The sequence below is a fragment of the Arthrobacter sp. T2-23 genome (genome assembly GCF_055398325.1).
The window spans coordinates 2,774,378-2,795,783 of record NZ_AP027917.1 but is presented as its reverse complement, the minus strand read 5'-3'; the positions used below and the strand labels follow the sequence as shown (position 1 = coordinate 2,795,783).

Genomic DNA, 21,406 nt, shown 5'->3' with positions numbered 1-21,406 from the left:
CGCGCCAGCATTAGGAGAGACCATGCAACGGGATTCTGCCCGGACAGCCACGTCTGGAACCGCTACGCCGGACAAGGCAGCGCGTCCAGTGCGTGCGCGTTTCGGCTCCTCCGAAGTGCCCGCATCGCGCGCCACCCAGGACCGGATCGACATTCCCGAGTTCGCCCCCAACCTGGAACCGGAAGGCGACATCAGCCCCGACCGTTTCCTCGACCGGGAGCTGAGCTGGCTCGCGTTTAACTCACGCGTGCTGGAACTGGCCGAAGATCCCAACCTCTACCTGCTGGAACGCGTGGGCTTCCTCTCCATTTTCGCCTCCAACCTGGACGAGTTCTTTATGGTCCGCGTCGCCGGGCTCAAGCGCCGCATCGCCACCGGGCTCGCCGTGCCCTCCCCCGCCGGGCTGAGCCCCATGCAGGTGCTGGAACAGATCGGCGAAGCGGCCCACCGGCTGCAGCAGCGCCACGCCCGTGTGTACGCCGAGCAGATCCGCCCCGCCCTGGCCTACGAGCACATCCACCTGATGCATTGGGAGGAGCTGGACGACCAGGCCAAGGACCAGCTCAGCGCCATGTTCGCGGAAAAGGTTTTCCCGATCCTGACGCCGCTGGCCGTGGATCCGGCCCACCCGTTCCCGTACATCTCCGGGCTCTCGCTGAACCTGGCAGTGGTGGTCCGCAACCCGGTCAGCGACAAGGAACTCTTCGCCCGCGTCAAGGTCCCGGACCAGCTGCCGCGGCTGGTCTCCATCGACGGCCCGCGGGCCGGCTCGGTCCCGGGCCGGGTGGCGCGGTTCATCGCGCTCGAGGAAGTCATCGCCGTCCACCTGGACCAGCTCTTCGCCGGGATGGAGGTGCTGGAGCACCACACCTTCCGCGTCACCCGCAACGAGGATGTGGAGGTCGAAGAGGACGACGCAGAGAACCTGCTGCAGGCGCTGGAAAAGGAACTCCTGCGCCGCCGCTTCGGTCCGCCGGTCCGGCTCGAAGTCACCAACGACATCAACCCCAACATCCGGGCGCTGCTGATCCGTGAGCTAGGCGTGGAGGAATCCGAGGTCTACTCCGTCCCGGCCCCGCTGGACCTGCGCGGACTCTCGGTCATCGCCGGCATCGACCGCGCGGACCTGCACTATCCCAAGCACGTGCCCCACACGTCCCGGTACCTCAACGAATCGGAAACGTCCAAGGCGGCGAATGTCTTCGCAGCCATGCGGCGGCGGGACATCCTCCTGCACCACCCCTACGATTCGTTCTCCACCTCCGTGCAGGCCTTCCTCGAACAGGCCGCCGCTGACCCCAAGGTCCAAGCCATCAAGCAGACCCTGTACCGCACCTCCGGCGACTCGCCGATCGTCGATGCGCTGATCGACGCCGCCGAGGCCGGCAAGCAGGTGCTCGCCCTGGTGGAGATCAAGGCCCGCTTCGATGAGCAGGCCAACATCTCCTGGGCCCGGAAACTGGAGCAGGCCGGTGTGCACGTGGTGTACGGGATCGTGGGCCTGAAGACCCACTGCAAGCTCTCCCTCGTGGTCCGCCAGGAAGTGGACGGGCTGCGCCGTTACTGCCACATCGGCACCGGCAACTACCACCCGCGCACGGCCCGCTACTACGAGGACCTTGGCCTGCTGACGGCAAACGAGCAGGTGGGCGAGGACTTGTCCAAGCTTTTCAACCAGCTCTCGGGCTACGCCCCGAAGTCCACGTTCAAGCGGCTGCTGGTCGCCCCGCGCTCGGTGCGTTCGGGCCTGATCGACCGGATCGAGACCGAAATCCGGAACGCCCGCGCCGGGATTGCCGCCCGCGTCCAGATCAAGGTCAACTCGATGGTGGACGAAGCCATCATCGACTCGCTCTACCGGGCTTCGCAGGCCGGCGTGCAGGTCGACGTTATTGTCCGCGGCATCTGCTCGCTGCGTCCCGGCGTGCCGGGCCTGAGCGAAAACATCACGGTCCGCTCCATCCTGGGCCGCTTCCTGGAACACTCCCGCGTTTTTGCGTTCGCCAATGCCGGCAACCCGGTGGTTTACATCGGTTCGGCCGACATGATGCACCGCAACCTGGACCGCCGGGTGGAGGCCCTCGTGCAGCTCAGCAGCGGGGACGACACCTCCTACGTCCTCGATATGCTCCGCCGCTACATGGATCCGGGCACCGCCAGCTGGCACCTGGACCACGACGGCGAATGGATCCGTCACCACCTCGCCGAGGACGGCACGGCGCTGCAGGACGTCCAGTCATGGCTGCTCGCCTCCCGTTCGCGGCAGCGCTCGACGAGCCTGCGCTAGGGCCACCGGTGGCAAACAGCGATTCGCTGGTAGCGGACCAGACCGACCACCCCGGCGAGGCGATCGCCGTCGTCGCGGCCGGCGCCCTGCCATGGCGCCTCAACAAGGACAAGCTCGAGGTCCTCCTGATCCACCGGCCCCGATATGACGACTGGTCCTGGCCCAAGGGCAAGCTGGACCCGGGCGAGACCATTCCCGAGTGCGCCGCCCGTGAGGTGGAAGAGGAGATTGGCCTCAAGGCACCCCTGGGAATCCCGCTGCCGCCCATTCACTATCATGTGGCGGCCGGGCTGAAGGTTGTGCACTACTGGGCTGTCGACGTCGACGGCGCCCCGCTGCACCCGGACGGCAAAGAGGTTGACAGCGTCTTGTGGTGTTCGCCGGAGAAGGCGGCGGGCCTGCTGAGCAACCCCAGCGACCGCGCGCCGCTGGAGGACCTCGCCGCCGCCCATGCCCGCAACGAGCTGGAAACCTGGCCGCTGCTGGTGGTCCGCCATGCGAAGGCCAAGCCGCGCTCATCCTGGTCCAAGGCGGAGGGCGACCGCCCGCTGGCCGCCACCGGTGCCCGCCAGGCCCAGGCAGTCGGGCGGCTGCTGCAGGCCTGGAGCCCCTCGCGGGTGGTGACCAGCCCGTGGCTTCGCTGCGTGGCCACGGTCGCCCCCTACGCCAAGGCCGTCGACGCGAAGGTGAAACTGCACGAGTCCCTGACCGAACATCTGCACGGCCGGAGCCCGCACAAGACCGCCAACGTCGTCGAGTCCCTGTTCGACAAGGAGCGCGCCGTCGCCCTCTGCACGCACCGCCCCGCCCTGCCCACGGTCTTCGCGCAGCTCGGCAAGCACATGAACTCCCGGCTGCGTGCGCTGCTGCCGGCCAACGACCCCTACCTCTCCCCCGGAGAAATCATCGTCTGCCATGTCTCGCGCACCAAGGGCAAGGTTGTCGCTGTGGAGCAGTTCCGGCCCTTCGACGACTAGGTCCTTGACCCCGACGCCCCGCGGCCCCCGCTGATCGACGCCGTCGACCGTCTTATTGCGGAGGGCGGTCGTACAGACCCGGCTCGGCCGGGACGGCGAATAAGTCCCGGACGCCACTTCTCAGTAGACTGGGGGCGTGAGCATCCCTACGCCCTATGAAGACCTGCTGCGCGACGTGCTGGAGCACGGCACGCACAAATCGGACCGCACCGGGACGGGCACCCGCAGCGTGTTCGGCCGGCAACTCCGCTTCGACCTGGGCAAGAGCTTCCCGCTCATCACCACCAAGCGGGTGCACTTCAAGTCCGTAGCCGTTGAGCTGCTGTGGTTCCTGCGCGGGGACAGCAACGTGAAGTGGATGCAGGACCAGGGCGTCACCATCTGGAATGAATGGGCCGACGCTGACGGCGAACTCGGGCCGGTCTACGGCGTTCAGTGGCGCTCCTGGCCCACGCCCGACGGCGGCCACATCGACCAGATCGCCGAGCTCGTAGAGAACCTCAAGTCCAACCCCGATTCGCGCCGCCACATTGTCTCGGCCTGGAACGTCGCCGAACTCAAGAACATGGCCCTTCCGCCGTGCCACGCCTTCTTCCAGTTCTACGTCGCCGACGGCAAGCTCTCCTGCCAGCTCTACCAGCGCTCCGCGGACACCTTCCTGGGGGTGCCGTTCAACATTGCCTCCTACGCCCTGCTGACCTGCATGCTGGCCCAGCAGACCGGACTGGAACCGGGCGAGTTCGTCTGGACCGGCGGCGATGTCCACATCTACGAGAACCACCTGGACCAGGTCCTTACCCAGCTGGGCCGGGAACCCTACGAATATCCGCAACTGAAGATCACCCGCAAACCGGAATCCATCTTCGACTACACCCTTGAGGACTTCGAGGTGGTCGGCTACCAGCACCACCCGACGATCAAGGCCCCGATCGCCGTATGAGCAACGAGACGAGCAAACACATGGAACCCGTCGATTTCACCGAACAGCTCCGCGGCACCGTCACCGGGCTCGGGCTGGTGTGGGCACAGACCAACACGGGAGTGATCGGCCAGGCCGGATCCATGCCGTGGCACCTGCCCGAGGACATGGCGCACTTCAGCCGGCTCACGGCCGGCCACCCCGTCATCATGGGCCGCAAGACCTGGGACTCCTTCCCGGACAAGTACCGCCCCCTGCCCGGACGGACGAACATCGTCATCACCCGGCAGGAAGGCTGGGGCGGGTCGCCGGAAGCGGAAGGCGCCTTGGCGGTCAAGTCGCTCGATGACGCGCTGCTGGAATCCCAGTTCGCGCCGGGCCAGCAAATGGTCTGGATCATCGGCGGCGGCGAGGTCTTCACGCAGTCCCTCGACCTGGCCGACGTCGCCGTGGTCACCACCATCGACACCGCCACGGAGGGCGACACCTTCGCCCCGGAACTCGGCTACGACTGGGCCGCGGAAGCCAGCCTCCCCGCTGACGGCTGGCTGACCGCCGCGAACGGCACCCGCTACCGCATCACGCTGTGGCGCCGGACGGAGGCCAAATAGTGCTGCGCAAACCTGAGACCCTCTTCGTCCTCGGCTACATGCTGCTGCCCCTGCTAGCGTTGCTGTCCGCGATCGTGGGGCTGACCATGATCCTCGGCGGCAACAAGATTGCCGGCGCGATCGTCCTCGTCGTCGTCACCCAGGTGTTCGCCTTCGGTGCGGTGTTCGCGCTGCGCCGGCGCAAGAGCGCCCTGCTGGCAGAGCCCGACGCCGACTAGCGCCCCGCACGCCCAGCGGCGGCCGTGACGTAACCGACTGCGGCCTGGCCACCGCAAAGTCTAAACTGGCCCAATGACTACAGCAGCTACCCCGTCCGTCGGACTGGTCGGTTGGCGTGGCATGGTCGGCTCCGTCCTGATGCAGCGCCTGCAGGACGAGGGCGACTTCGCCAACATCAACCCGGTCTTCTTCTCCACCTCTAACGCCGGAGGTGCCTCCCCGGCCGTCGCCGGCGCGGCGGCAGGTGCCGCCGGCAAGCTTGAGGACGCGTTCGACGTCGAGACGCTGGCGAAGCTGCCGATCATCGTGACCGCCCAGGGCGGCGACTACACCAAGCAGGTGCACGGCGAGCTGCGCAGCCGCGGCTGGGACGGCCTCTGGATCGACGCAGCTTCCACCCTCCGCATGAACGACGACTCGATCATCGTGCTGGACCCGATCAACCGCGACGTCATCGACGCCGGCCTCTCCGGCGGCGTCAAGGACTACATCGGGGGCAACTGCACCGTTTCCTGCATGCTGATGGGCCTTGGCGGCCTGTTCAAGAACGGTCTCGTCGAATGGGGCACGTCGATGACCTACCAGGCCGCGTCCGGCGGCGGCGCCCGGCACATGCGCGAGTTGCTGAGCCAGTTCGGCACGCTCAACGCCGAGGTCAGCAGCGAACTGGACGACCCGGCGTCGGCCATCCTCGAGATCGACCGCAAGGTGCTGGCGCACCAGCGTACCGACATCGACGCCACCCAGTTCGGTGTTCCGCTGGCGGGCTCGCTGATCCCCTGGATCGACGCGGACCTCGGCAACGGCCAGTCCAAGGAGGAGTGGAAGGCGGGGGTGGAAACCAACAAGATCCTGGGTACCTCCGGCGCGGGCCGCGTCATCATGGACGGCCTGTGCGTCCGGATCGGCGCCATGCGTTCACACTCCCAGGCGCTGACGCTCAAGCTCCGCGAGGATCTCTCCGTTGCCGAGATCGAGAAGCTGCTCGACGCGGACAACGAATGGGCCACGGTGGTGCCCAACACCAAGGAAGCCTCGATGGCGGATCTCACCCCGGTGGCGGCGTCCGGCACCCTGGACATCCCGGTGGGCCGCATCCGCAAGCTCGAAATGGGCCCGGAATACATCAGCGCCTTCACCGTGGGCGACCAACTCCTCTGGGGCGCGGCCGAGCCCCTGCGGCGCATGCTCAAAATCGCCACCGGCACACTCTAGGGCCGGCCAGGGTCCTTCAACCCCAGGAACCGCCGGTACTTCGCGGCCTGCAGCTCAAAGGACCTTCGAGCTGCGGGCCGCAGTCCGTTAACCCCGTCAAAGGGCTCCGGCACGACGGCACTGCCGGGCGCCGCCCAGGTGCCGACCACAACGCCGCCGGCCACGATGGTCTTCTTGAACACCCCGTTGCCGCCGGGGACGATCTTGTCCGCGTGGTGCGCGGGCAGTGCGATCGACCGGTCCGTGTAGCCCAGCAGGAACTCGTCGAACCCGGGCAGCGCCAGCACGGCACGCTGGCCGGGGACGCCGTCCTCGAGCAGGGCCGCCGTCTCCGGCGACAGCCAGTATGGCGTTCCCTCAAAGTGCAGCTCCACCAACTGGTCCCGTACCTCGGCCAGTGCCGCGCGGGTCTCCGTCAGCGGAATGCCGGACCACCAGGCGAAGTCCCGCTCGGTGGCGGGGCCGTGGCTGCGGAAATAGCGGAGCAGCCACTCTGCAATGCCTTCAGCGCGGTCCAGGCTCCGCGAATTCTTGATCCAGTCGTCGACGGCCACCACCAGCTGCTGGTTGCCAGCCAGCGGCCCCTGCACCAGCAAGCCCCGCTGGCACAGCATCGCCAGCAAATGGATGCCGCGCTGACCCGCCGTGGACTGTCCGGCCTGTTCGAAGGCCTGGAACATCTCCGCCCGGCTTGCCGCGCCGCCGCCCGCCACCCGCGCCAGCGCGGCTTCGGCGGCTGCGTCCACGTCCGCGGCCGAGATGCCGAGGTCCCGGTGCCGCCCGGCGAGGCTCTTGATGAGGCGGTTGGACGTGATGGCCAGGATCCATTTCAGGTCCTCCGGTGCCAGCAGGTGAAGCGTGCCGCGCATCGGCCAGGAGCGGACGATTTCGCCGCGGTCCAGGGCCGCACGAACCTCGGCCACGCGGGAGCCCGGAACGCGCTGTCCCACAGCCCACAGCGATGCCTGCAGGTCCTGCGCCTGCAGTGCCGGCATCGATCTGACGGCTTCCGGGACGGAGCCGAAGCCCGGACCGACGAGCCCCTGCGAGGCCAGCCGGAGCCGGCCCATCACGGCCGGGCTCAGACGCGTGCGCTCCACTGCTGCCATGGCATCATCCTAGGCCGGGGGCCGGACATTCCCGCAGACTCCGTCCCCGCCCCGGGAGCTGCCGGGCCGATGCCCGGCGCCCTCCCAGCCTGCGCCCAGCCGGTTTCCTTAAGGTAGAGGCATGACTCTGGGTGAAGTGTGGCCGCGCCTGCGGCCCCTGTGCAGGAGGCTGGCCCTGCTCGGCTGGGCCGCCAGCGCCGCCGGCATGGGGGCCGGCCTCGCCGTCGCCATTGCCAGCGGCACCCGCCTCTCCCCCATGATGACAACGTTCCAGGCGGTGTCGTCGGTGTGCATGGCGGTCGCGGTGGCCAGTTTTGTGACTGCCGCGTCGCTCCAGCCGCGGACCCCTGCCCGTCGGGTCGGCGATCGCCGGGAACTCGATCTCGATCCGGGCGGCGAGTTTCCGGCGACGGTGCGCAGTTTCCTGCTCGGGTCGCTGGCGCTGCTGGCCGGGGCGGTGGCTTTCGCCTGCGCCGGGCTCCTGCTGCGAAGCGGGCCCAGCGCCCAGTCCGTGGCGTTCTGCCAGGTCTTCCTCCTCGGCGCGGCGGCTTCCGGCTTCACGTTCATGCTCTTCAGCAAGGTGGCCCCGCAGCGCGGCAGGAACTAGGCCCGGCTGATGCCGGATGGCTTAGAGCTCGATGCCGATCAGCAGCGGCTCGGGGTGCAGCTCGATCCCGAAGCGTTCGGCGACGCCGCGGCACACCTCCCTGGCAATGGCCAGCAGGTCCGCGGCGCTGGCCCCTCCCCGGTTGGTGATGGCCAGGGTGTGCTTGGTGGACAGCGATGCCCGGCCGCCCGAGACGCTCGCCGGATCCAGCCCGAAGCCCTTGCCGTAGCCCGCCTGGTCGATCAGCCAGGCCGCGGAGAGCTTGGTCAGCCCATCGGCGCCGCCCGGGTAGCGGGGGGCGTCCTCCGGAAGTTTGGCGGCCGCCTCGGCCGGTACGATCGGGTTCGTGAAGAAGGAGCCGGTGGAGTAGGTGTCCCGGTCCGCCGGGTCCAGGACCATGCCCTTGGATGCCCGGAGCCGGAGCACCTCACGCCGGACGTCGTTGGAGTAGGCCCGCTGGCCCACGTCGACGCCGAGCGCCCGGGCCAGTTCTGCGTAGCGGACCGGCGCGCTCATCCGGCCCAGCGGCAGCTGGAACTCCACAGTGAGCACCACGTACCGCGGAGACCCGTTGGAGGTGGTCTGTTTCAGCAGGGAGTCGCGGTACCCGAACTTCAGTTCCGAGTTGGTGAAGGTCTGCACGGTGTTGCGTTCCCGGTCCCACGTGCGGACCGCGGCGATGGTCTGCGAGACGTCCGCGCCGTAGGCCCCCACGTTCTGCACCGGGGTCGCCCCGGTTGAGCCGGGGATCCCGGACAGCGCTTCTATGCCGGACCAGGCATGTTTGACGGCGTGATCCACGAGCGCATCCCAGTTGTGGCCGGCCTGGACCACGACGGCGACGCCGCCGCAGGAGTCCTCGGCGTTGACGGTGAATCCCTCCGACGCGATTTTCAGGACCGTGCCGGGGTACCCGGCGTCGGCGACCAGCAGATTGGAGCCGCCGCCGATGATCAGCAGCGGTTCGCGGGCGGCGTCGGCGTCGCGGACGGCATCGATGATCTCCGCCTCGGTGCGGGCTTCGACGTAGTGGGCGGCGGGGCCGCCCACGCCGGCCGTGGTCAGGGCGGAAAGCAGTGTCTGGGTCACCCCTCCAGCCTAGCCGGGTCCGGGCGATGCCGGGAAAGGCTGCCGGCGTGGGGCTAGGTGTACTGTCCCGGCACGTTAGTGACACGGGGACTGATTTGACGCAATAAGAGGACCTCCGGGTGTTGTGTGGTGCTTGTCGAGAGCGAACACAACCCAGGAGGTCCTCGTGTCCCACCGTAACGCGTTTTTGGCTCACTCGGGCCGTCTTCGGCTGGCTCGCTGCATCGTTGATGATGGTTGGCCGTTGCGCCGGGCGGCTGAACGGTTCAGTGTCTCCGTGCCGACCGCAGCCCGTTGGTCGCAGCGGTACCGTGATTTCGGCGAGGACGGGCTTCAAGACCGTTCAAGCCGACCGGCTGCCTGTCCGCACCGGACCCGGGTGCGCTCCGAGCGGCGGGTGTTGGGTCTGCGGGTCAACAGGCGCTGGGGTCCGGCCCGGATCGCGTATCACCTGCACTTGAACATCTCCACTGTTCACCGGATCCTGGCTCGTTACCTCTGTCCCCCGCTGCGGTTCACCGATCCGGCCACCGGAGTCAGGACCCGGGGCCGGGACCGCGCCCGCCGATATGAATACGCCTGGCCCGGCGAGATGGTCCACATCGATGTCAAGAAGCTCGGCCGCATCCCCAACGGCGGCGGCCACCGGATCCACGGGCGCGTGCAGGGCGAGGCGAATGCCCGGGCCAGGAACCTCGCCGAAGGCCGCCGTAAAGACCGCGGGCAGGTCAGGGGCTACTCCTTTATTCATCACGCCGTCGATGACCATTCCCGGTTCGTCTACTCCGAGATCCTTCCCGACGAAACCCAAGCCACAGCGGCCGCATTCATGCGCAACGCCATCGCCGCTTTCCAAGCCCAAGGCGTTCGGATCAAGCGGGTGATGACCGACAACGGCTCCTGCTACCGGTCCAGAGCTTTCGGCAAAGTCCTTGCCGAGGCCGGCATCAGCCACAAACGCACCCGGCCCTACCGGCCCCAGACAAACGGCAAGGTCGAACGCTTCAACCGAATCCTCAAAGAGGAATGGGCCTACGCCAGGGCCTACCGCTCAGAAACGGAACGCCAAGCCTGTTACCAGGACTTCATCGACTACTACAATCACCACAGGCCACACACCGCCCTCAAAGGCGCCTCACCCGCCAGCCGTGTCACTAACGTGCCGGGTTAGTACAGCTAGGCGGCCTTGCGGGCCACCGGGGAGAGCAGGAAGCTGACCACCAGCATCACCATGACGGCCAGCAGCGAGTGCAGGATGCCCACGTGCTCGGCCAGGAGGCCCAGCAGCGGCGGCCCGCAGAGGAATGCCCCGTAGCCGATGGTGGACACCACCGAGACGCGTGCGGCGGCCTTGACCGGGTCGTCGGCGGCCGCGGACATGCCGACCGGGAAGCCCAGCGAGGCGCCGAGCCCCCAGATGGCCAGGGCGACGTAGGCCAGCCAGGGAACGGGCGCGAAAACGAACAGGCCCAGTCCCGCCACGGCCAGCGCCGCGCACCAACGCATCACCGGGACCCGGCCAAAGCGGTCCAGCGCCAGGGTGCCGGCAAAGCGGCCCACGGTCATGAAGGTGACGAAGAGGCCGTAACCGGCGGCCCCGGCGGCGTCGGACTGGCCGTGGCCGTCGGCCAGGGCAAGGGCCACCCAGTCCCCGGCTGCGCCCTCGGCGAGGGCCAGCCCCAGCACCAGGACGCCCAGCAGAATGGTCCGGCGGTCCCGCCAGGCCTGCGCGATCTGCCGCTTGTTATCCAGCGGCACTTCCTGGCCCTGCGCGGCCTGGCTGATGATCGGCAGCGGGCCCGTGGAGGGATCCTCGAAGGTGTCGGTCCCGGCCGGGGTGAAGGCCTTTTCCTCCACCGGGGTGACGTCGGCGCGGAACCAGCCGGCGGCCGTGGCCACGGAGGCGGCGACCAGCAGACCTATGGCGCCCAAGTGCCAGAAGACCGGCACTCCGGCACCGGCCGCCCACGCGCCCGCTGCCGCACCGGCAACGGTGCCGAGGCTGAAGGCACCGTGCAGCCGCGGCATGATATGGCGGCGCACCGCGCGCTCGACGGCGGCGCCCTCCACGTTGGAGGCGGTGTTCCAGCTGGCCGTACCGAGGCCCACCACCACGAGTCCGGCCGCGACCGCCAGCGGGTTGACCAGGACGGAGGTGCCGAACCCTGCGACCACCAGGCCGACGCCCACCATGATGCTGCCGATCCGGATGGTCTGCTTGGAGCCGAAGCGCAGCACGATCAGTCCGGACGCGGACACCGAGACAAAGGAGCCCAGCGTCATGCACAGCAGCAGCAGGCCGACGTTCCCGGGCGTGAGGTCGAGCCCGTCACGGATGGCCGGCAGCCGCGACACCCAACTGGCGAAGGCTATGCCGCTGAAGGCATAGGCGGCGACGACGGCGTTGCGCCACCGGGTGACTTCGGCGGCCTGCGCGGCCCGCGCCATCACGGCAGCATCATCCGGTCAGGCCAGCCTGACGACGGCTTGGGCCTTCATGAGGACCTTCTGGCCGCCGGCAACGACGGTGAGATCCACCCGGGCGGTGCCGGCGTCGGCGTCGAGCGCGCCAATGGCGCCGCTGACCTCAATCACCGCACCGGGCTCCGCGGTTCCGGTGGTGTCGGCCACCGGGACGGGCTTGGTGAAGCGGGTCTGGAAGTCGACGACGGCGGCCGGGTCGCCCGCCCAGTCGGTCACGAGCTGGACGGCGGCACCCATCGTGAACATCCCGTGGGCGATCACGCCGGGGAGGCCGACGCCGGTGGCGAAGGCCTCGTTCCAGTGGATCGGGTTGAAGTCACCGGAGGCGCCGGCGTATTTGACGAGGTCGGTGCGGGTGACCTCGATGCTGCGGCTGCCGAGGTCCTGGCCGACGGTCAGCTCTGAAAGTGTGGGGCGCATGGCTTACTGTCCCTCTCCGCGGACCAGGATGGACGAGGTGGTGGTGGCGACGGCTTCGCGGCCGCCGGAAGGATCGCCGCCGGCCGAATCGCCGCCGGCGTCGCTGCCGGTGAGGGCGAAGATCTCGGAGCGGGTGGTGATCATCGCCCCTCCCCCCATGGCCCGGACGCCGTCGACGTGCAGTTCGGCAACGAGCCGGTCACCGGCGACGATGGCCCGGTGGTGCACGAAGCGCTGGTCGGCGTGGACGACGCGGGAGAAATCGATGCCGGATTCCGGGTCCTCGATCAGCTGCGCGTCGGCGCGCTGGGCGACGATGATCGCGAAGGTGGGAGGGGCGACCAGGTCGCCGTGGCCCAGGGCCCGGGCGGCGTCCACCTCGAAATGGGCGGGGTGGGTGGCCTTGACTGCGCGCGCGAACTCGCGGATCTTCTCGCGGCCGACGTCATACACCTCTGCCGCAGGGTAACTGCGGCCCTGGAGATCCGGATTGATAGTCATGGCTCCAGCCTAGCGCCCAGCCCCGGGCGGGTCGTCCGCGTTACACTTCCGGGCCGGGCTTGCATCCGCACGGTATGATGAAAACATCAATCCATTAATCCGCGGCGGCTTCCGGCGTACGCGGAGAGAGCGCAGGTCCTTCCGATGATGCCCGCAGCACAGGCTCCTCTGTACGAGATCAAGGCCAATCTGTTCAAGGCCCTCGCCCACCCGGCCCGGATCCGGGTGCTGGAACTGCTGGCGGCCGCGCCGGACACCGCAGCCCCGGTCAGCTACCTGCTGGCCGAGACCGGGCTGGAGGCCTCGCACTTGTCCCAGCACCTCGCCACGCTCCGCCGGCACCGGGTGGTGACCTCGGTCCGGACGGCCAACGCCGTGACGTACCGGCTGGCACACCCGAAGATTGCCGAACTGCTGGCGATCGCCCGGATCTTCCTGCTGGACAACCTCGCGGAGTCGGGCGAGCAGCTACGGCTCGCGCAGGAACTGCCGGACTCTCCCCTGCAGGGTTCCGCCTCGTGACGGCCCGGACAGCGGGCCACAGTTTCCGGGGCTACCTCGTCCGGTTCCTGCCGTCCCTTCGCGACTACGACGGGCTGCGCAGGTCCTGGCGGACGGATCTGCTCTCCGGCGTCACCGTGGGCATTGTGGCCCTGCCGCTGGCCCTCGCGTTCGGGGTGAGTTCGGGCGTAGGCGCCGAGGCCGGGCTTATCACGGCGGTGGTCGCCGGGCTTGTGGCCGCGGTGATGGGCGGATCCCATGTGCAGGTTTCCGGGCCCACCGGCGCCATGGTGGTGGTCCTGGCTCCCGTGGTTGCTGCCCACGGGGCCGGGAGCATTGCCCTGGTGTCCGTATTGGCCGGGCTGCTGGTCATTGTGCTGGGCATCAGCGGCCTGGGCCGGGCGGTCGCCTTCATCCCGTGGCCCGTGGTGGAGGGCTTCACGCTGGGCATTGCGGCTATCATCTTCCTGCAGCAGGTGCCCATGGCCACCGGAACCGAGGGGGTGCCGGGCCACAACACCCTGCTGGCCGCCGTCGAGAGCGCGTCCCACGCCTCGGCTCCGGCCGTGCTGCAGACGCTGGCCATAGTGGCGGGCGTCGCCGCGGTAATGGTCCTGCTCCCCCGGCTGAACAAGGCCATCCCGGCAAGCCTGGCAGCGGTGCTGCTGGCCACCCTGGCTGCCGAAGTCCTGGATCTGCAGGTCCCGCGGATCGGCGCATTGCCGCATTCGCTCTCCGCCCCGTCCCTGCCGGCCGTGGACCCGTCGGCCCTTGGCGGCCTGCTCATGCCGGCCGTGTCCATTGCCACGCTCGCGGCCATCGAGTCCCTGCTGTCCGCGCGCGTGGCCGCCGGCATGGTGGGTCCGGACGGCCGGCCCACGGGAAGGTACAGCCCCGACCGCGAACTCACCGGCCAGGGCCTGGCGTCGGTGGCGGCGGGTCTCTTCGGCGGCATGCCGGCAACGGGCGCGATCGCCCGGACGGCCGTGAACGTCCGCTCCGGAGCCAGGACGCGGCTCGCGGCGATCGTGCACGCGCTGGTGCTGCTGGCCATCATCTACCTCGCGGCCGGGCTGGTCGGCAGGATTCCGCTGGCGGTGCTGGCCGGGATCCTGATGGTAACGGCAACCCGCATGGTGTCGAGGCAAACCGTGGCGGCGGTGCTGCGCTCCACCCGGGCCGATGCCTTCGTTTTTGTCCTGACGGCCCTAATCACCGTGGCGTTTGACTTGATCGTGGCGATCGAGATCGGATTGGTCGCGGCGGCGGTGTTCACGCTGCGGAAGTTTGCCTCGCTCAGCGGGGTGCAGCGCGAGGAGATCCCGGGTCCGCCCGCGCCCGGCGACCGCCACATTGCGATCTTCCGGCTGGACGGCGCCATGTTCTTCGGTGCGGCGGAGCGGGTCCTGCAGGAGATCAGCCAGGTCAGGGACATCCAGGTCGCGATCATCAGGCTCTCGCAGGTCCGCATGCTCGACGCGACCGGGGCGCACACACTGGTGGAGGTGATTTCGGCGCTGGAACTGCGCGGGGTCACGGTGCTGCTCAAGGGCGTCCAGCCCCAGCACCTGGACCTGGTGACGAACGTGGGCGTGATCCGCTCGCTGCGGCACCACAAGCATTTGTTCGACACGCTGTCCGGGGCCGTGGAACATGCCCGGAGCCACGTGGCGCGGAACGCCGCCGCTACCGCCTGAGGTTTTTGCGGATCGTCTGGCCGCGGACCACGATTCCGGCGATGTGCAGGACGAGTCCGAGCCCGATCACGGCCAGGGAGGCCAGCGCCAGGCCCTGGTTGCCGGTGGTATTGCCGACGAGGTTGAGGATGATGCCGGCGGCGATCAGCCCCATGGCGCTGAAAACGAGCACCTTGTAGGTAGTTGGCGCGGTGGCCCAGAATTCGTTCAGCACCGTGCCAGTCTACCGGGGCCCTGGTGCACGGCCCGTGGCCAGTGGCTCAGAACAGGGACTCCTGGACGGCGGGGACCTCGGAACCGTGGTCCCCGAGTTCGATGGTCCGTGCCTTGAGGCCGCCGAGGTTGACGACGAAGTCCAGGTCGGCGCCGTCGAGCCGGGCCAGCGCGACGCTGCCGCTCAACGAGGAGACGACGAAGCCGTGGGCATCCGAGCCAAGGTCATGGGGGTAGGCGTGGCGGAGGGCAGGGGTGCAGGCGGCATCGGCGAGTCCGGGCCGCTGCCAGCGTTCGTCCACGACGTCGAAACCTTCCAGGACGACGCCGCCCAACAGTGTTCGGACCCCGCCAGCGAGCCGGCTGTTCAGCTCCTCCAGCGCGACGGCGGGCACCGGCGCTGTGAGTCCGGCAGCCTTGGCGGCCGAGCGGACCTGCTGCGGCAGTCCGGCGTCGCGCGTGACGAGGTCCTCCAGGATCCTGACGATCCGGCCGTCTGCGGCGCGGGCGACGTAGCGGGCGACTACGGCGCCCTGCTCCGCGAGCCGGTGCCACTTCCGCAGCTGTGAGGCGGTGCCGATCTTACTGGCGCCGTTGGCGAAGCTCGCAACGTACAGCCAGTGCGGCTGCATCAGGTAGGCGCGCAAGCCGGGCGTGACCCGTCCGCCGCGGTGGAAGTCGTGGATCAACCGTGAATCGTCGACGGCGAAGCACGGCCCGCACTGGCTGCCGCGGGCAGCCGGCGCCCGTTCCGGGCAGACGACGTGGTCGCGGTCCGCGGGGCCGTGCACCCTGTGGTGGCCCAGGCATCCCTTCCCCGGGCCGGCGAGCCGGAAGCCGAGCCGCGTTCCGGCGTCGAGCGCCACGTCGGTGAAGGCCCCGGCGGAGTCCTGCAGGCGCAGGGCAGCGCGGACGGCGCCCGGCGGGACGGGACCGGGCTGAACGGGACCCGAGGCCGGCGCCGGACCATCCCAAAAGACCCCGTGGACCAGATAACGGGTATCGGTCACGGGGTCTCCTTGCTGGGCAGGGAACCGGTTACAGGGCCGGCTCCACGCCAAAGGCTACCGCGAGCTTCATGATCTTCTCGGCGCGGCCAAGGCGCGGCAGGTCGGAGCCGTCCCGGATCACGCGGCCACTGGCCTCGAAGTCGGCCATGAAGTCGGTGGCCCAGGCTACGTCGGACGGTGTGGGGCTGATGACCTCGTTGATCACGTGGGTCTGGTCGATCGCGAGGCACAGCTTACCGGTCATGCCCATCATCACCGTGATGCCGGTCTGCTCGCGCAGGATCGGGTGGTTGGTGCCGACCGTGGGGCCGTCGATGGGACCGGGCAGGTTGCCGACGCGGCTGGCGACGACGAGCTTGGCGCGCGGGTAGGCCATCGCCTCCGGGGTGGCCGCCATGCCGGTGTCGCGGCGGAAGTCGCCCGAGCCGAAGGCCAGCCGGAACGCGCCCTGGGCCTTGGCGATGTGGTTGGCTTCCTCGATGCCCACGGCCGACTCGACAAGCGGGATGACCGGGGTCTTGCCGTCCATGCGGTGGAAGCTCTCGGTGACCTGGTCCGCGGATTCGGTCTTGGCGAGCATGACGCCGAGGAGTCCGGGCGTACCGCGGAGTCCGGCGAGGTCGTCGGCCCAGAAGGGGCTCGTGGCGTCGTTGATCCGCACCCAGGCGCTGCCGCCGGCGGTCAGCCAGTCCACGACGTGCTCGCGGGCGGCATCCTTCTGGGAGGGATCCACCGCGTCTTCGATGTCCAGGATGATGGCGTCCGCGCGGGACTCCGCCGACTGTCCGAAGAGTTCCGGCTTCATGGCGTTGACCAGCAGCCAGGAGCGGGCGATTTCGGCCGGGACGTTGCGTTGGGGCCGGACAATCCCGGCGGTGGTGGTAGAGGTCATGCCTCTACGCTAGTCGCCCCGGGCGGCCCGCCGCCAAGTATTGCCTCCGTTCGGGGCGACCAATACGACCAAAATCGCCCCGGCGCGCGAAACTGGCTCGCAGTTGTTGTCGTTTGGAGGGCTCAAAACGACATAACTGCGAGCTAGTTGGGCGGGTCCGGGCCTAGGCCGGGCCTAGGGGATGTTGCTGCCCCGGGCGGTGATCCAGAGCCGGTACCACTCGGCGCGCGTCATGGCCGCGGCCACTTCTGCGGCGCCGGCACAGGCGAGGATCCGGTCCGGTTTGGCCGTTCCGATCACGGGGGCGATGCCGGCCGGGTGTTTCATCAGCCAGCCCAGCAACACGGCCTCGCCTGTGGTGCCCTTCTCCGCGGCCATGGCGGCCACGAGTGCAGCGGTCGCCTCCTCCGCGGCGCTCGGGGTCCCCGCCGGCGCCCCGGTGTAGAGCCCGCGGGACAGGGCCCCGTAGGCCTGCAGGGTGATGCCGTGCCGGACGCAGTGCTCCACGGTGCCGTGCGGGAAGCTGTAGTCGGTGCCCTCGGCGTGGTTGACCAGCACGGTGCTTTCCAGCCAGGCCCGGGCCGAGAGGCTCATCTCCAGCTGGTTGGCCACGACCGGCGCCTCGAGCCGGTCTTGCAGCAGTTCGATCTGCGGCGCGGACATGTTGGAGACGCCCACCGCGCGGATCTTGCCTTCGGCCGTGAGCTGGGCGACGGCGGAGGCCGCCTCGGCCGGATCCATCAGGGGGTCCGGGCGGTGCAGCATCAGCACGTCGACGTAGTCGGTCTTGAGCCGGGCCAGGCTTCCGTTGACCCGGTCCAGGATGCCGTCCCGGCTCAGGTCGTAGTACGCCTCGAGGCCTTGTTCACCCAGCCGGATGCCGCACTTGGTCTGCAGCCGGATCCGCTCCCGCAGCCCGGGCGTCTGCGCCAGCACCTCGCCGAAGACCGCTTCGGCCTTGCCGCTGCGGTAAATGTCGGCATGGTCGAACAGGGTGATGCCGGCCTGCAGGGCGGCGTCGACGGCTGCGGCCGCCTCGTCCACGTCCGCGGACGAGTACGGCTCGGCCGACCAGCTGCCGCCCAGGCCCATGCAACCGTAAATCAGTTCCTGGACAGGGCTCAGTTCCGGTCCGGTCTGCACACCCGCAGGCCCAGGGGACGGGGCACTCACCGGAGCCAGACGGTGGTGTTGCCCGGGAGCAGCTGACCGTCCAGCGGGCCGCTGCTGATCAGCACCTCACCGGCCGGCAGTTCGACGGCGTCGTCCCCGAAGTTGGTCACAGACTGCCAGCCGCCGAGGCGGCGGAAGTGCAGCACGTCGGCGTTGACGGTCTCCAGCCATTCAAGCTCCTCCGAGGTCTGCAGTTCGCGGCGCAGCTTCAGGGCCTTGCGGTAGAACTCCAGGGTGGACCCGTCGGTCCCGTCCTGGGCGGCCACGGCGTAGCGGGCGAACCAGGCGGGCTGCGGCAAGTGGGCGCCGCCGTCGCCGAAGCCGAAGGAGGAACCTTCCGTGGCCCACGGCAGCGGCACCCGGCAGCCGTCGCGGCCGATCTCCACCCCCTTGTTGCGGAAGAAGGTGGGGTCCTGGCGTTGGGCGTCCGGGATCTCGGCGACTTCCTGCAGGCCCAGTTCCTCGCCCTGGTACAGGTAGGCCGACCCGGGCAGAGCCAGCATCAGCAGGGTCGCGGCGCGGGCGCGACGCAGACCCAGTTCTACGTCGAGTTCCTCGGAGGGGGCTCCGGCCAGCAGCCAGCCCTTGCCGTCCTGGCCCTTGGCGTGACGCCCGCCGCCCTTGGGCAGGCCGTAGCGGGTGGCGTGCCGGACGACGTCGTGGTTGGAAAAGACCCAGGTGGAGGAGGCGCCGGATTCGGTCGCCTCGGCGAGGTTGCGGGTGATGATTTCGCGGAACTCGTCGGCGTCGAAGTCGGCCTGAAGCAGGTCGAAGTTGAAGGCCTGGCCCAGTCCTTCCGGGCTGGCGTAGCGGGCGCGGCGGGACGCGTGCACCCAGGCCTCGGCGACGGCGGTGCGCGGCGGGTTGTACTCGTTGAACACCTCGCGCCATTCGACGTAGATCTCGTGGACCTCGTCGCGGTCCCAGAACGGGTGCGAGCCGTCATCGAAGCCGTCGGTGCCGGAGTTGGCCTCGCTGAGTTCGACCTTGGACAGCAGGGGCTCGGTGAGGTCCTTGGTGAGGGCGTGCGCCACGTCCACGCGGAAGCCGTCCACGCCGCGGTCCGACCAGAAGCGCAGCGTCTTGAGGAAATCGTCGCGGATCTCGCGGTTGGACCAGTTCAGGTCGGGCTGTTCCTTGGCGAAAATGTGCATGTACCACTGACCGGGGGTGCCGTCGGGTTCCGTGATGCGTTCCCAAGCCGGGCCGCCGAAGACGGATTCCCAGTCCGACGGCGGGATCTCGCCGTTTTCGCCTTTGCCGTCGCGGAAGATGTAGCGTTCGCGCGCGTCCGAGCCGCGGGGCGAGGCGAGGGCCTCCTGGAACCAGACGTGGCGGTTGGAGGAGTGGTTCGGGACGATATCGGCGATCAGCTTGATGCCGGCGGCGTGCAGCGCGGCGGACATCTCATCGAAGTCCTCCAGCGTGCCGAGCTTGGGGTCGACGTCGCGGTAATCGTCGACGTCGTAACCGCCGTCGGCCAGGGCTGAAGGGTAGAACGGGGAAAGCCAGACGGCGTCGATCCCGAGCTCCTTCAGGTAGGGCACCTTCGCGGTGATGCCCTTGATGTCGCCGAGGCCGTCACCATTGGAGTCGGAGAAGCTGCGCGGGTAGATCTGGTACACCGAGGCCTGGCGCCACCAATTCGGGTCGGCGGCGAGGTCGGAACCGGACAGGGTTGCCAGCGTGGCTGTGTTCGACAAGGTGAATCCTTCGGGGCTGGGGAGCGGTGTCTGAAAAATGCGGTGTCTGATAAATGCGTGTCTGATAATTTAGATAGAAGCTAAATCTATTGCCGGAACAATTATGGGTCCGCACTTACGGGGAGGTCAAGATTCCGAAGAAACCGCAGGCCGCCGCGACGCCGCAGCTGCTCCGCCGGGTCAATGCCCGGCTGGTGCTGGCTGCCATCCGCGGCACCGACGTGGCCACCGGCACGGAGCTGATGGCTGAAACCGGCCTCACCCGCGCCACGGTGATTGCCGTCTGCGAGGACCTGATCCGCCGCGGCTGGATCCGCGAACTGGACGCGCCCCGGAAAGACGCCATGCCGGCAGAGCGCCAGGATGCCGGCAGCGTGCAGAAAGGCCGGCCTGCGCGGCGCTTCGAACTTCGCTCCCGAGCCGGCGTCGTCCTCGGCATCGACATCGGCGCCGCCACCACGACCGCGGCGGTCGCGGACCTGCGGGGCACGATTCTCGGCCGCGCCAGCGGGCACTTCCGCGCTGCGGACATCCCGGCAAGCGAACGGATCAGCGTTGTCGACCGGGCGTGCCAGGAAGCGCTGGCCGTTGCCGGCGAGGCGCCCGAAAAAGTCCTGGCCGTGGGCGCCGGCATCGCGGCCCCGGTGGACCGCGAAGGCAAGGTCCTCGCCGCCCAACACTTCTGGAGCCTGTTCGACGTAGGGCTCCGCTCGGCGCTGCAGGAGCTGCACGGCTGGCCGGTGCTGCTGGAGAACGACGCCAACCTGGCCGCCCTCGGCGAACGCTGGCGCGGCTCCGGCGCGGGGGTGGATGACCTTGTGGTGCTGCTGGCTGGTGAGCGTCTCGGCGCGGGCGTGCTGGAGTCCGGCCGGCTGCTGCACGGCCGCGCCGGGGGCGCGGGCGAAATGGGCTTCCTGGACATGGTGCAGGGCGTCGGCTCCAGCGACGGAATCGCGAGCCTGGCCCGGCAATGGCAGGCGGCGGCCGGCGGCCCCGCCGACGGCGGTGAGGCAAGCGCGCTGCGGGTCTTCGAGGATGCTGCCGCCGGGGAGCCCGCCGCAGTGGCGATCCTGGACCGGCTTTCGGAGCGGATGGCCCGGGTCATCGCCGCGATCGCCAGCCTGATCAACCCCGAGCAGGTGGTCATCGGCGGCGCCGTCGCAGACTCAGCCGGAGCGCTGCTGCCAGGCATCACCGCGGCACTGCCGCGGTTTACCGCCACTCCCCCGCGCGTGACAGTCTCCCCGCTGGGCGACGGAATCGTGACCGTGGGCGCCATCCGGCATGCCCTGGACTTTGTCGAAGCCAACGCGCTGGAACTGGAGCTGGCCGCGCCGGCGTGAAGCCCGCGACGGCGGCCGTGGCCGTCGCAGGCTTTGCTCAGGTTTAGGCAACGATTCGCCATCTAAGCCGAAAGATTGCTACAGCTTGCCGGGTCTGAAGGCGTGCCGTCCGTAGACTGGCCTCACTTCCCGGTCTCCCCGGCCGTCTTGCTGAGCCTTCAGCAGGGCGGCGGTCTCATGAAAGACATAAAGTGAATTCAATACGGAAGAGGACCGCGTTGTTTACAGCGCTGGCCCTTTCTCTGGCCACCTTGCCCGCAATCACAAGTTCGCCGGCATCGGCCGAATCAGCGCCCAGTCCAACCGCCGCGGCGACGCCCGTTGCGGCGACCCCTGTGGCGACGCCGACTGCCATGCCGACGGCTTCCGGAACCAGCGCCACGTCCCCCGCGGCGGCGGCCCCGACGGCGCCCACATCGACGACGGTCATCTCAGC

The 21,406-nt window shown here is 69.0% G+C and carries 22 protein-coding genes; 11 read left to right on the top strand and 11 right to left on the bottom strand.

The window, feature by feature from the left end; translation table 11 throughout:
* Positions 1-22 precede the first annotated feature (22 nt).
* The 6 genes from ACZ5Z0_RS13025 to asd all read left to right on the top strand — a co-directional run bounded on the left by ACZ5Z0_RS13025 (position 23) and on the right by asd (position 6,228).
* Positions 23-2,287: an RNA degradosome polyphosphate kinase gene (locus ACZ5Z0_RS13025; protein ID WP_464108804.1), complete on the top strand. Its 2,265-nt coding sequence runs from the start codon at positions 23-25 to the stop codon at positions 2,285-2,287.
* An 8-nt stretch (positions 2,288-2,295) separates the two neighbouring features.
* Complete coding sequence (locus ACZ5Z0_RS13020) at positions 2,296-3,264, top strand: NUDIX hydrolase (RefSeq protein ID WP_464108803.1); 969 nt, start codon at positions 2,296-2,298, stop codon at positions 3,262-3,264.
* 136 nt (positions 3,265-3,400) lie between these two features.
* A complete protein-coding gene (locus ACZ5Z0_RS13015) occupies positions 3,401-4,204 on the top strand; it encodes a thymidylate synthase (RefSeq protein WP_464108802.1) in 804 nt (267 codons plus the stop codon).
* A complete protein-coding gene (locus tag ACZ5Z0_RS13010) occupies positions 4,201-4,794 on the top strand; it encodes a dihydrofolate reductase (RefSeq protein ID WP_464108801.1) in 594 nt (197 codons plus the stop codon). The genes ACZ5Z0_RS13015 and ACZ5Z0_RS13010 overlap by 4 nt, the downstream gene beginning before the upstream one ends.
* On the top strand, positions 4,794-5,012 hold the full coding sequence (locus tag ACZ5Z0_RS13005; protein WP_464108800.1) for an NF038396 family protein: 219 nt from the start codon (positions 4,794-4,796) through the stop codon (positions 5,010-5,012). Before ACZ5Z0_RS13010 ends, ACZ5Z0_RS13005 begins: the two co-directional genes overlap by 1 nt.
* A 73-nt stretch (positions 5,013-5,085) precedes the next feature.
* Entirely contained in the window at positions 5,086-6,228 is a 1,143-nt protein-coding gene (asd, locus tag ACZ5Z0_RS13000; protein WP_464108799.1) for an aspartate-semialdehyde dehydrogenase, read from the top strand.
* Here asd and ACZ5Z0_RS12995 read toward each other — a convergent pair.
* The gene (locus tag ACZ5Z0_RS12995) at positions 6,225-7,337 is read right to left on the bottom strand and encodes a winged helix DNA-binding domain-containing protein (RefSeq protein ID WP_464108798.1); all 1,113 of its coding nucleotides are present in this window, start codon (positions 7,335-7,337) and stop codon (positions 6,225-6,227) included. The two genes, asd and ACZ5Z0_RS12995, sit on opposite strands and share 4 nt — an antisense overlap.
* A 121-nt stretch (positions 7,338-7,458) precedes the next feature.
* Between ACZ5Z0_RS12995 and ACZ5Z0_RS12990 the strand changes: the two genes are divergently transcribed.
* On the top strand, positions 7,459-7,944 hold the full coding sequence (locus tag ACZ5Z0_RS12990) for a hypothetical protein (RefSeq protein WP_464108797.1): 486 nt from the start codon (positions 7,459-7,461) through the stop codon (positions 7,942-7,944).
* Positions 7,945-7,965: 21 nt separating this feature from the next.
* Here ACZ5Z0_RS12990 and ACZ5Z0_RS12985 read toward each other — a convergent pair whose 3' ends face one another.
* The gene (locus ACZ5Z0_RS12985) at positions 7,966-9,033 is read right to left on the bottom strand and encodes a UDP-N-acetylmuramate dehydrogenase (protein ID WP_464108796.1); all 1,068 of its coding nucleotides are present in this window, start codon (positions 9,031-9,033) and stop codon (positions 7,966-7,968) included.
* A 166-nt stretch (positions 9,034-9,199) separates the two neighbouring features.
* Here ACZ5Z0_RS12985 and ACZ5Z0_RS12980 point away from each other — a divergent pair, with 166 nt between their 5' ends.
* On the top strand, positions 9,200-10,204 hold the full coding sequence (locus tag ACZ5Z0_RS12980; RefSeq protein WP_464108622.1) for an IS481 family transposase: 1,005 nt from the start codon (positions 9,200-9,202) through the stop codon (positions 10,202-10,204).
* A gap of 5 nt (positions 10,205-10,209) precedes the next feature.
* On the opposite strand, the gene ACZ5Z0_RS12975 is transcribed toward ACZ5Z0_RS12980, so the two are convergent.
* The 3 genes from ACZ5Z0_RS12975 to ACZ5Z0_RS12965 are packed head-to-tail and all read right to left on the bottom strand — an operon-like array spanning position 10,210 to position 12,438.
* A complete protein-coding gene (locus tag ACZ5Z0_RS12975; RefSeq protein WP_464108795.1) occupies positions 10,210-11,481 on the bottom strand; it encodes an MFS transporter in 1,272 nt (423 codons plus the stop codon).
* A gap of 18 nt (positions 11,482-11,499) precedes the next feature.
* The gene (locus ACZ5Z0_RS12970; protein WP_464108794.1) at positions 11,500-11,937 is read right to left on the bottom strand and encodes a MaoC family dehydratase; all 438 of its coding nucleotides are present in this window, start codon (positions 11,935-11,937) and stop codon (positions 11,500-11,502) included.
* A 3-nt stretch (positions 11,938-11,940) separates the two neighbouring features.
* On the bottom strand, positions 11,941-12,438 hold the full coding sequence (locus tag ACZ5Z0_RS12965) for an FAS1-like dehydratase domain-containing protein (RefSeq protein WP_464108793.1): 498 nt from the start codon (positions 12,436-12,438) through the stop codon (positions 11,941-11,943).
* Positions 12,439-12,582: 144 nt separating this feature from the next.
* On the opposite strand from ACZ5Z0_RS12965, the gene ACZ5Z0_RS12960 reads away from it, so the two are divergent.
* Positions 12,583-12,960, top strand: a complete 378-nt coding sequence (locus ACZ5Z0_RS12960) for an ArsR/SmtB family transcription factor (protein ID WP_464108792.1) — start codon at positions 12,583-12,585, stop codon at positions 12,958-12,960.
* A complete protein-coding gene (locus tag ACZ5Z0_RS12955; RefSeq protein ID WP_464108791.1) occupies positions 12,957-14,636 on the top strand; it encodes a SulP family inorganic anion transporter in 1,680 nt (559 codons plus the stop codon). Before ACZ5Z0_RS12960 ends, ACZ5Z0_RS12955 begins: the two co-directional genes overlap by 4 nt.
* On the opposite strand, the gene ACZ5Z0_RS12950 is transcribed toward ACZ5Z0_RS12955, so the two are convergent.
* The 5 genes from ACZ5Z0_RS12950 to ACZ5Z0_RS12930 form a co-directional block, all read right to left on the bottom strand.
* Complete coding sequence (locus tag ACZ5Z0_RS12950; protein WP_464108790.1) at positions 14,626-14,850, bottom strand: DUF3188 domain-containing protein; 225 nt, start codon at positions 14,848-14,850, stop codon at positions 14,626-14,628. The two genes, ACZ5Z0_RS12955 and ACZ5Z0_RS12950, sit on opposite strands and share 11 nt — an antisense overlap.
* A 46-nt stretch (positions 14,851-14,896) precedes the next feature.
* Positions 14,897-15,859: a DUF2797 domain-containing protein gene (locus tag ACZ5Z0_RS12945; protein WP_464108789.1), complete on the bottom strand. Its 963-nt coding sequence runs from the start codon at positions 15,857-15,859 to the stop codon at positions 14,897-14,899.
* 28 nt (positions 15,860-15,887) lie between these two features.
* Positions 15,888-16,751 carry an HpcH/HpaI aldolase/citrate lyase family protein gene (locus tag ACZ5Z0_RS12940; RefSeq protein WP_138768521.1) on the bottom strand — a complete coding sequence of 288 codons (864 nt, stop codon included), beginning with the start codon at positions 16,749-16,751 and terminating at the stop codon, positions 15,888-15,890.
* 174 nt (positions 16,752-16,925) lie between these two features.
* Positions 16,926-17,843: an aldo/keto reductase gene (locus ACZ5Z0_RS12935; RefSeq protein ID WP_464110787.1), complete on the bottom strand. Its 918-nt coding sequence runs from the start codon at positions 17,841-17,843 to the stop codon at positions 16,926-16,928.
* Positions 17,844-17,920: 77 nt separating this feature from the next.
* Positions 17,921-19,627 carry a glycoside hydrolase family 13 protein gene (locus ACZ5Z0_RS12930; protein WP_464108788.1) on the bottom strand — a complete coding sequence of 569 codons (1,707 nt, stop codon included), beginning with the start codon at positions 19,625-19,627 and terminating at the stop codon, positions 17,921-17,923.
* Positions 19,628-19,758: 131 nt separating this feature from the next.
* On the opposite strand from ACZ5Z0_RS12930, the gene ACZ5Z0_RS12925 reads away from it, so the two are divergent.
* Positions 19,759-20,970: an ROK family protein gene (locus tag ACZ5Z0_RS12925; protein WP_464110786.1), complete on the top strand. Its 1,212-nt coding sequence runs from the start codon at positions 19,759-19,761 to the stop codon at positions 20,968-20,970.
* Positions 20,971-21,145: 175 nt separating this feature from the next.
* Here ACZ5Z0_RS12925 and ACZ5Z0_RS12920 read toward each other — a convergent pair whose 3' ends face one another.
* On the bottom strand, positions 21,146-21,400 hold the full coding sequence (locus tag ACZ5Z0_RS12920) for a hypothetical protein (RefSeq protein ID WP_464108787.1): 255 nt from the start codon (positions 21,398-21,400) through the stop codon (positions 21,146-21,148).
* Between the last annotated feature and the right edge of the window lie 6 nt (positions 21,401-21,406).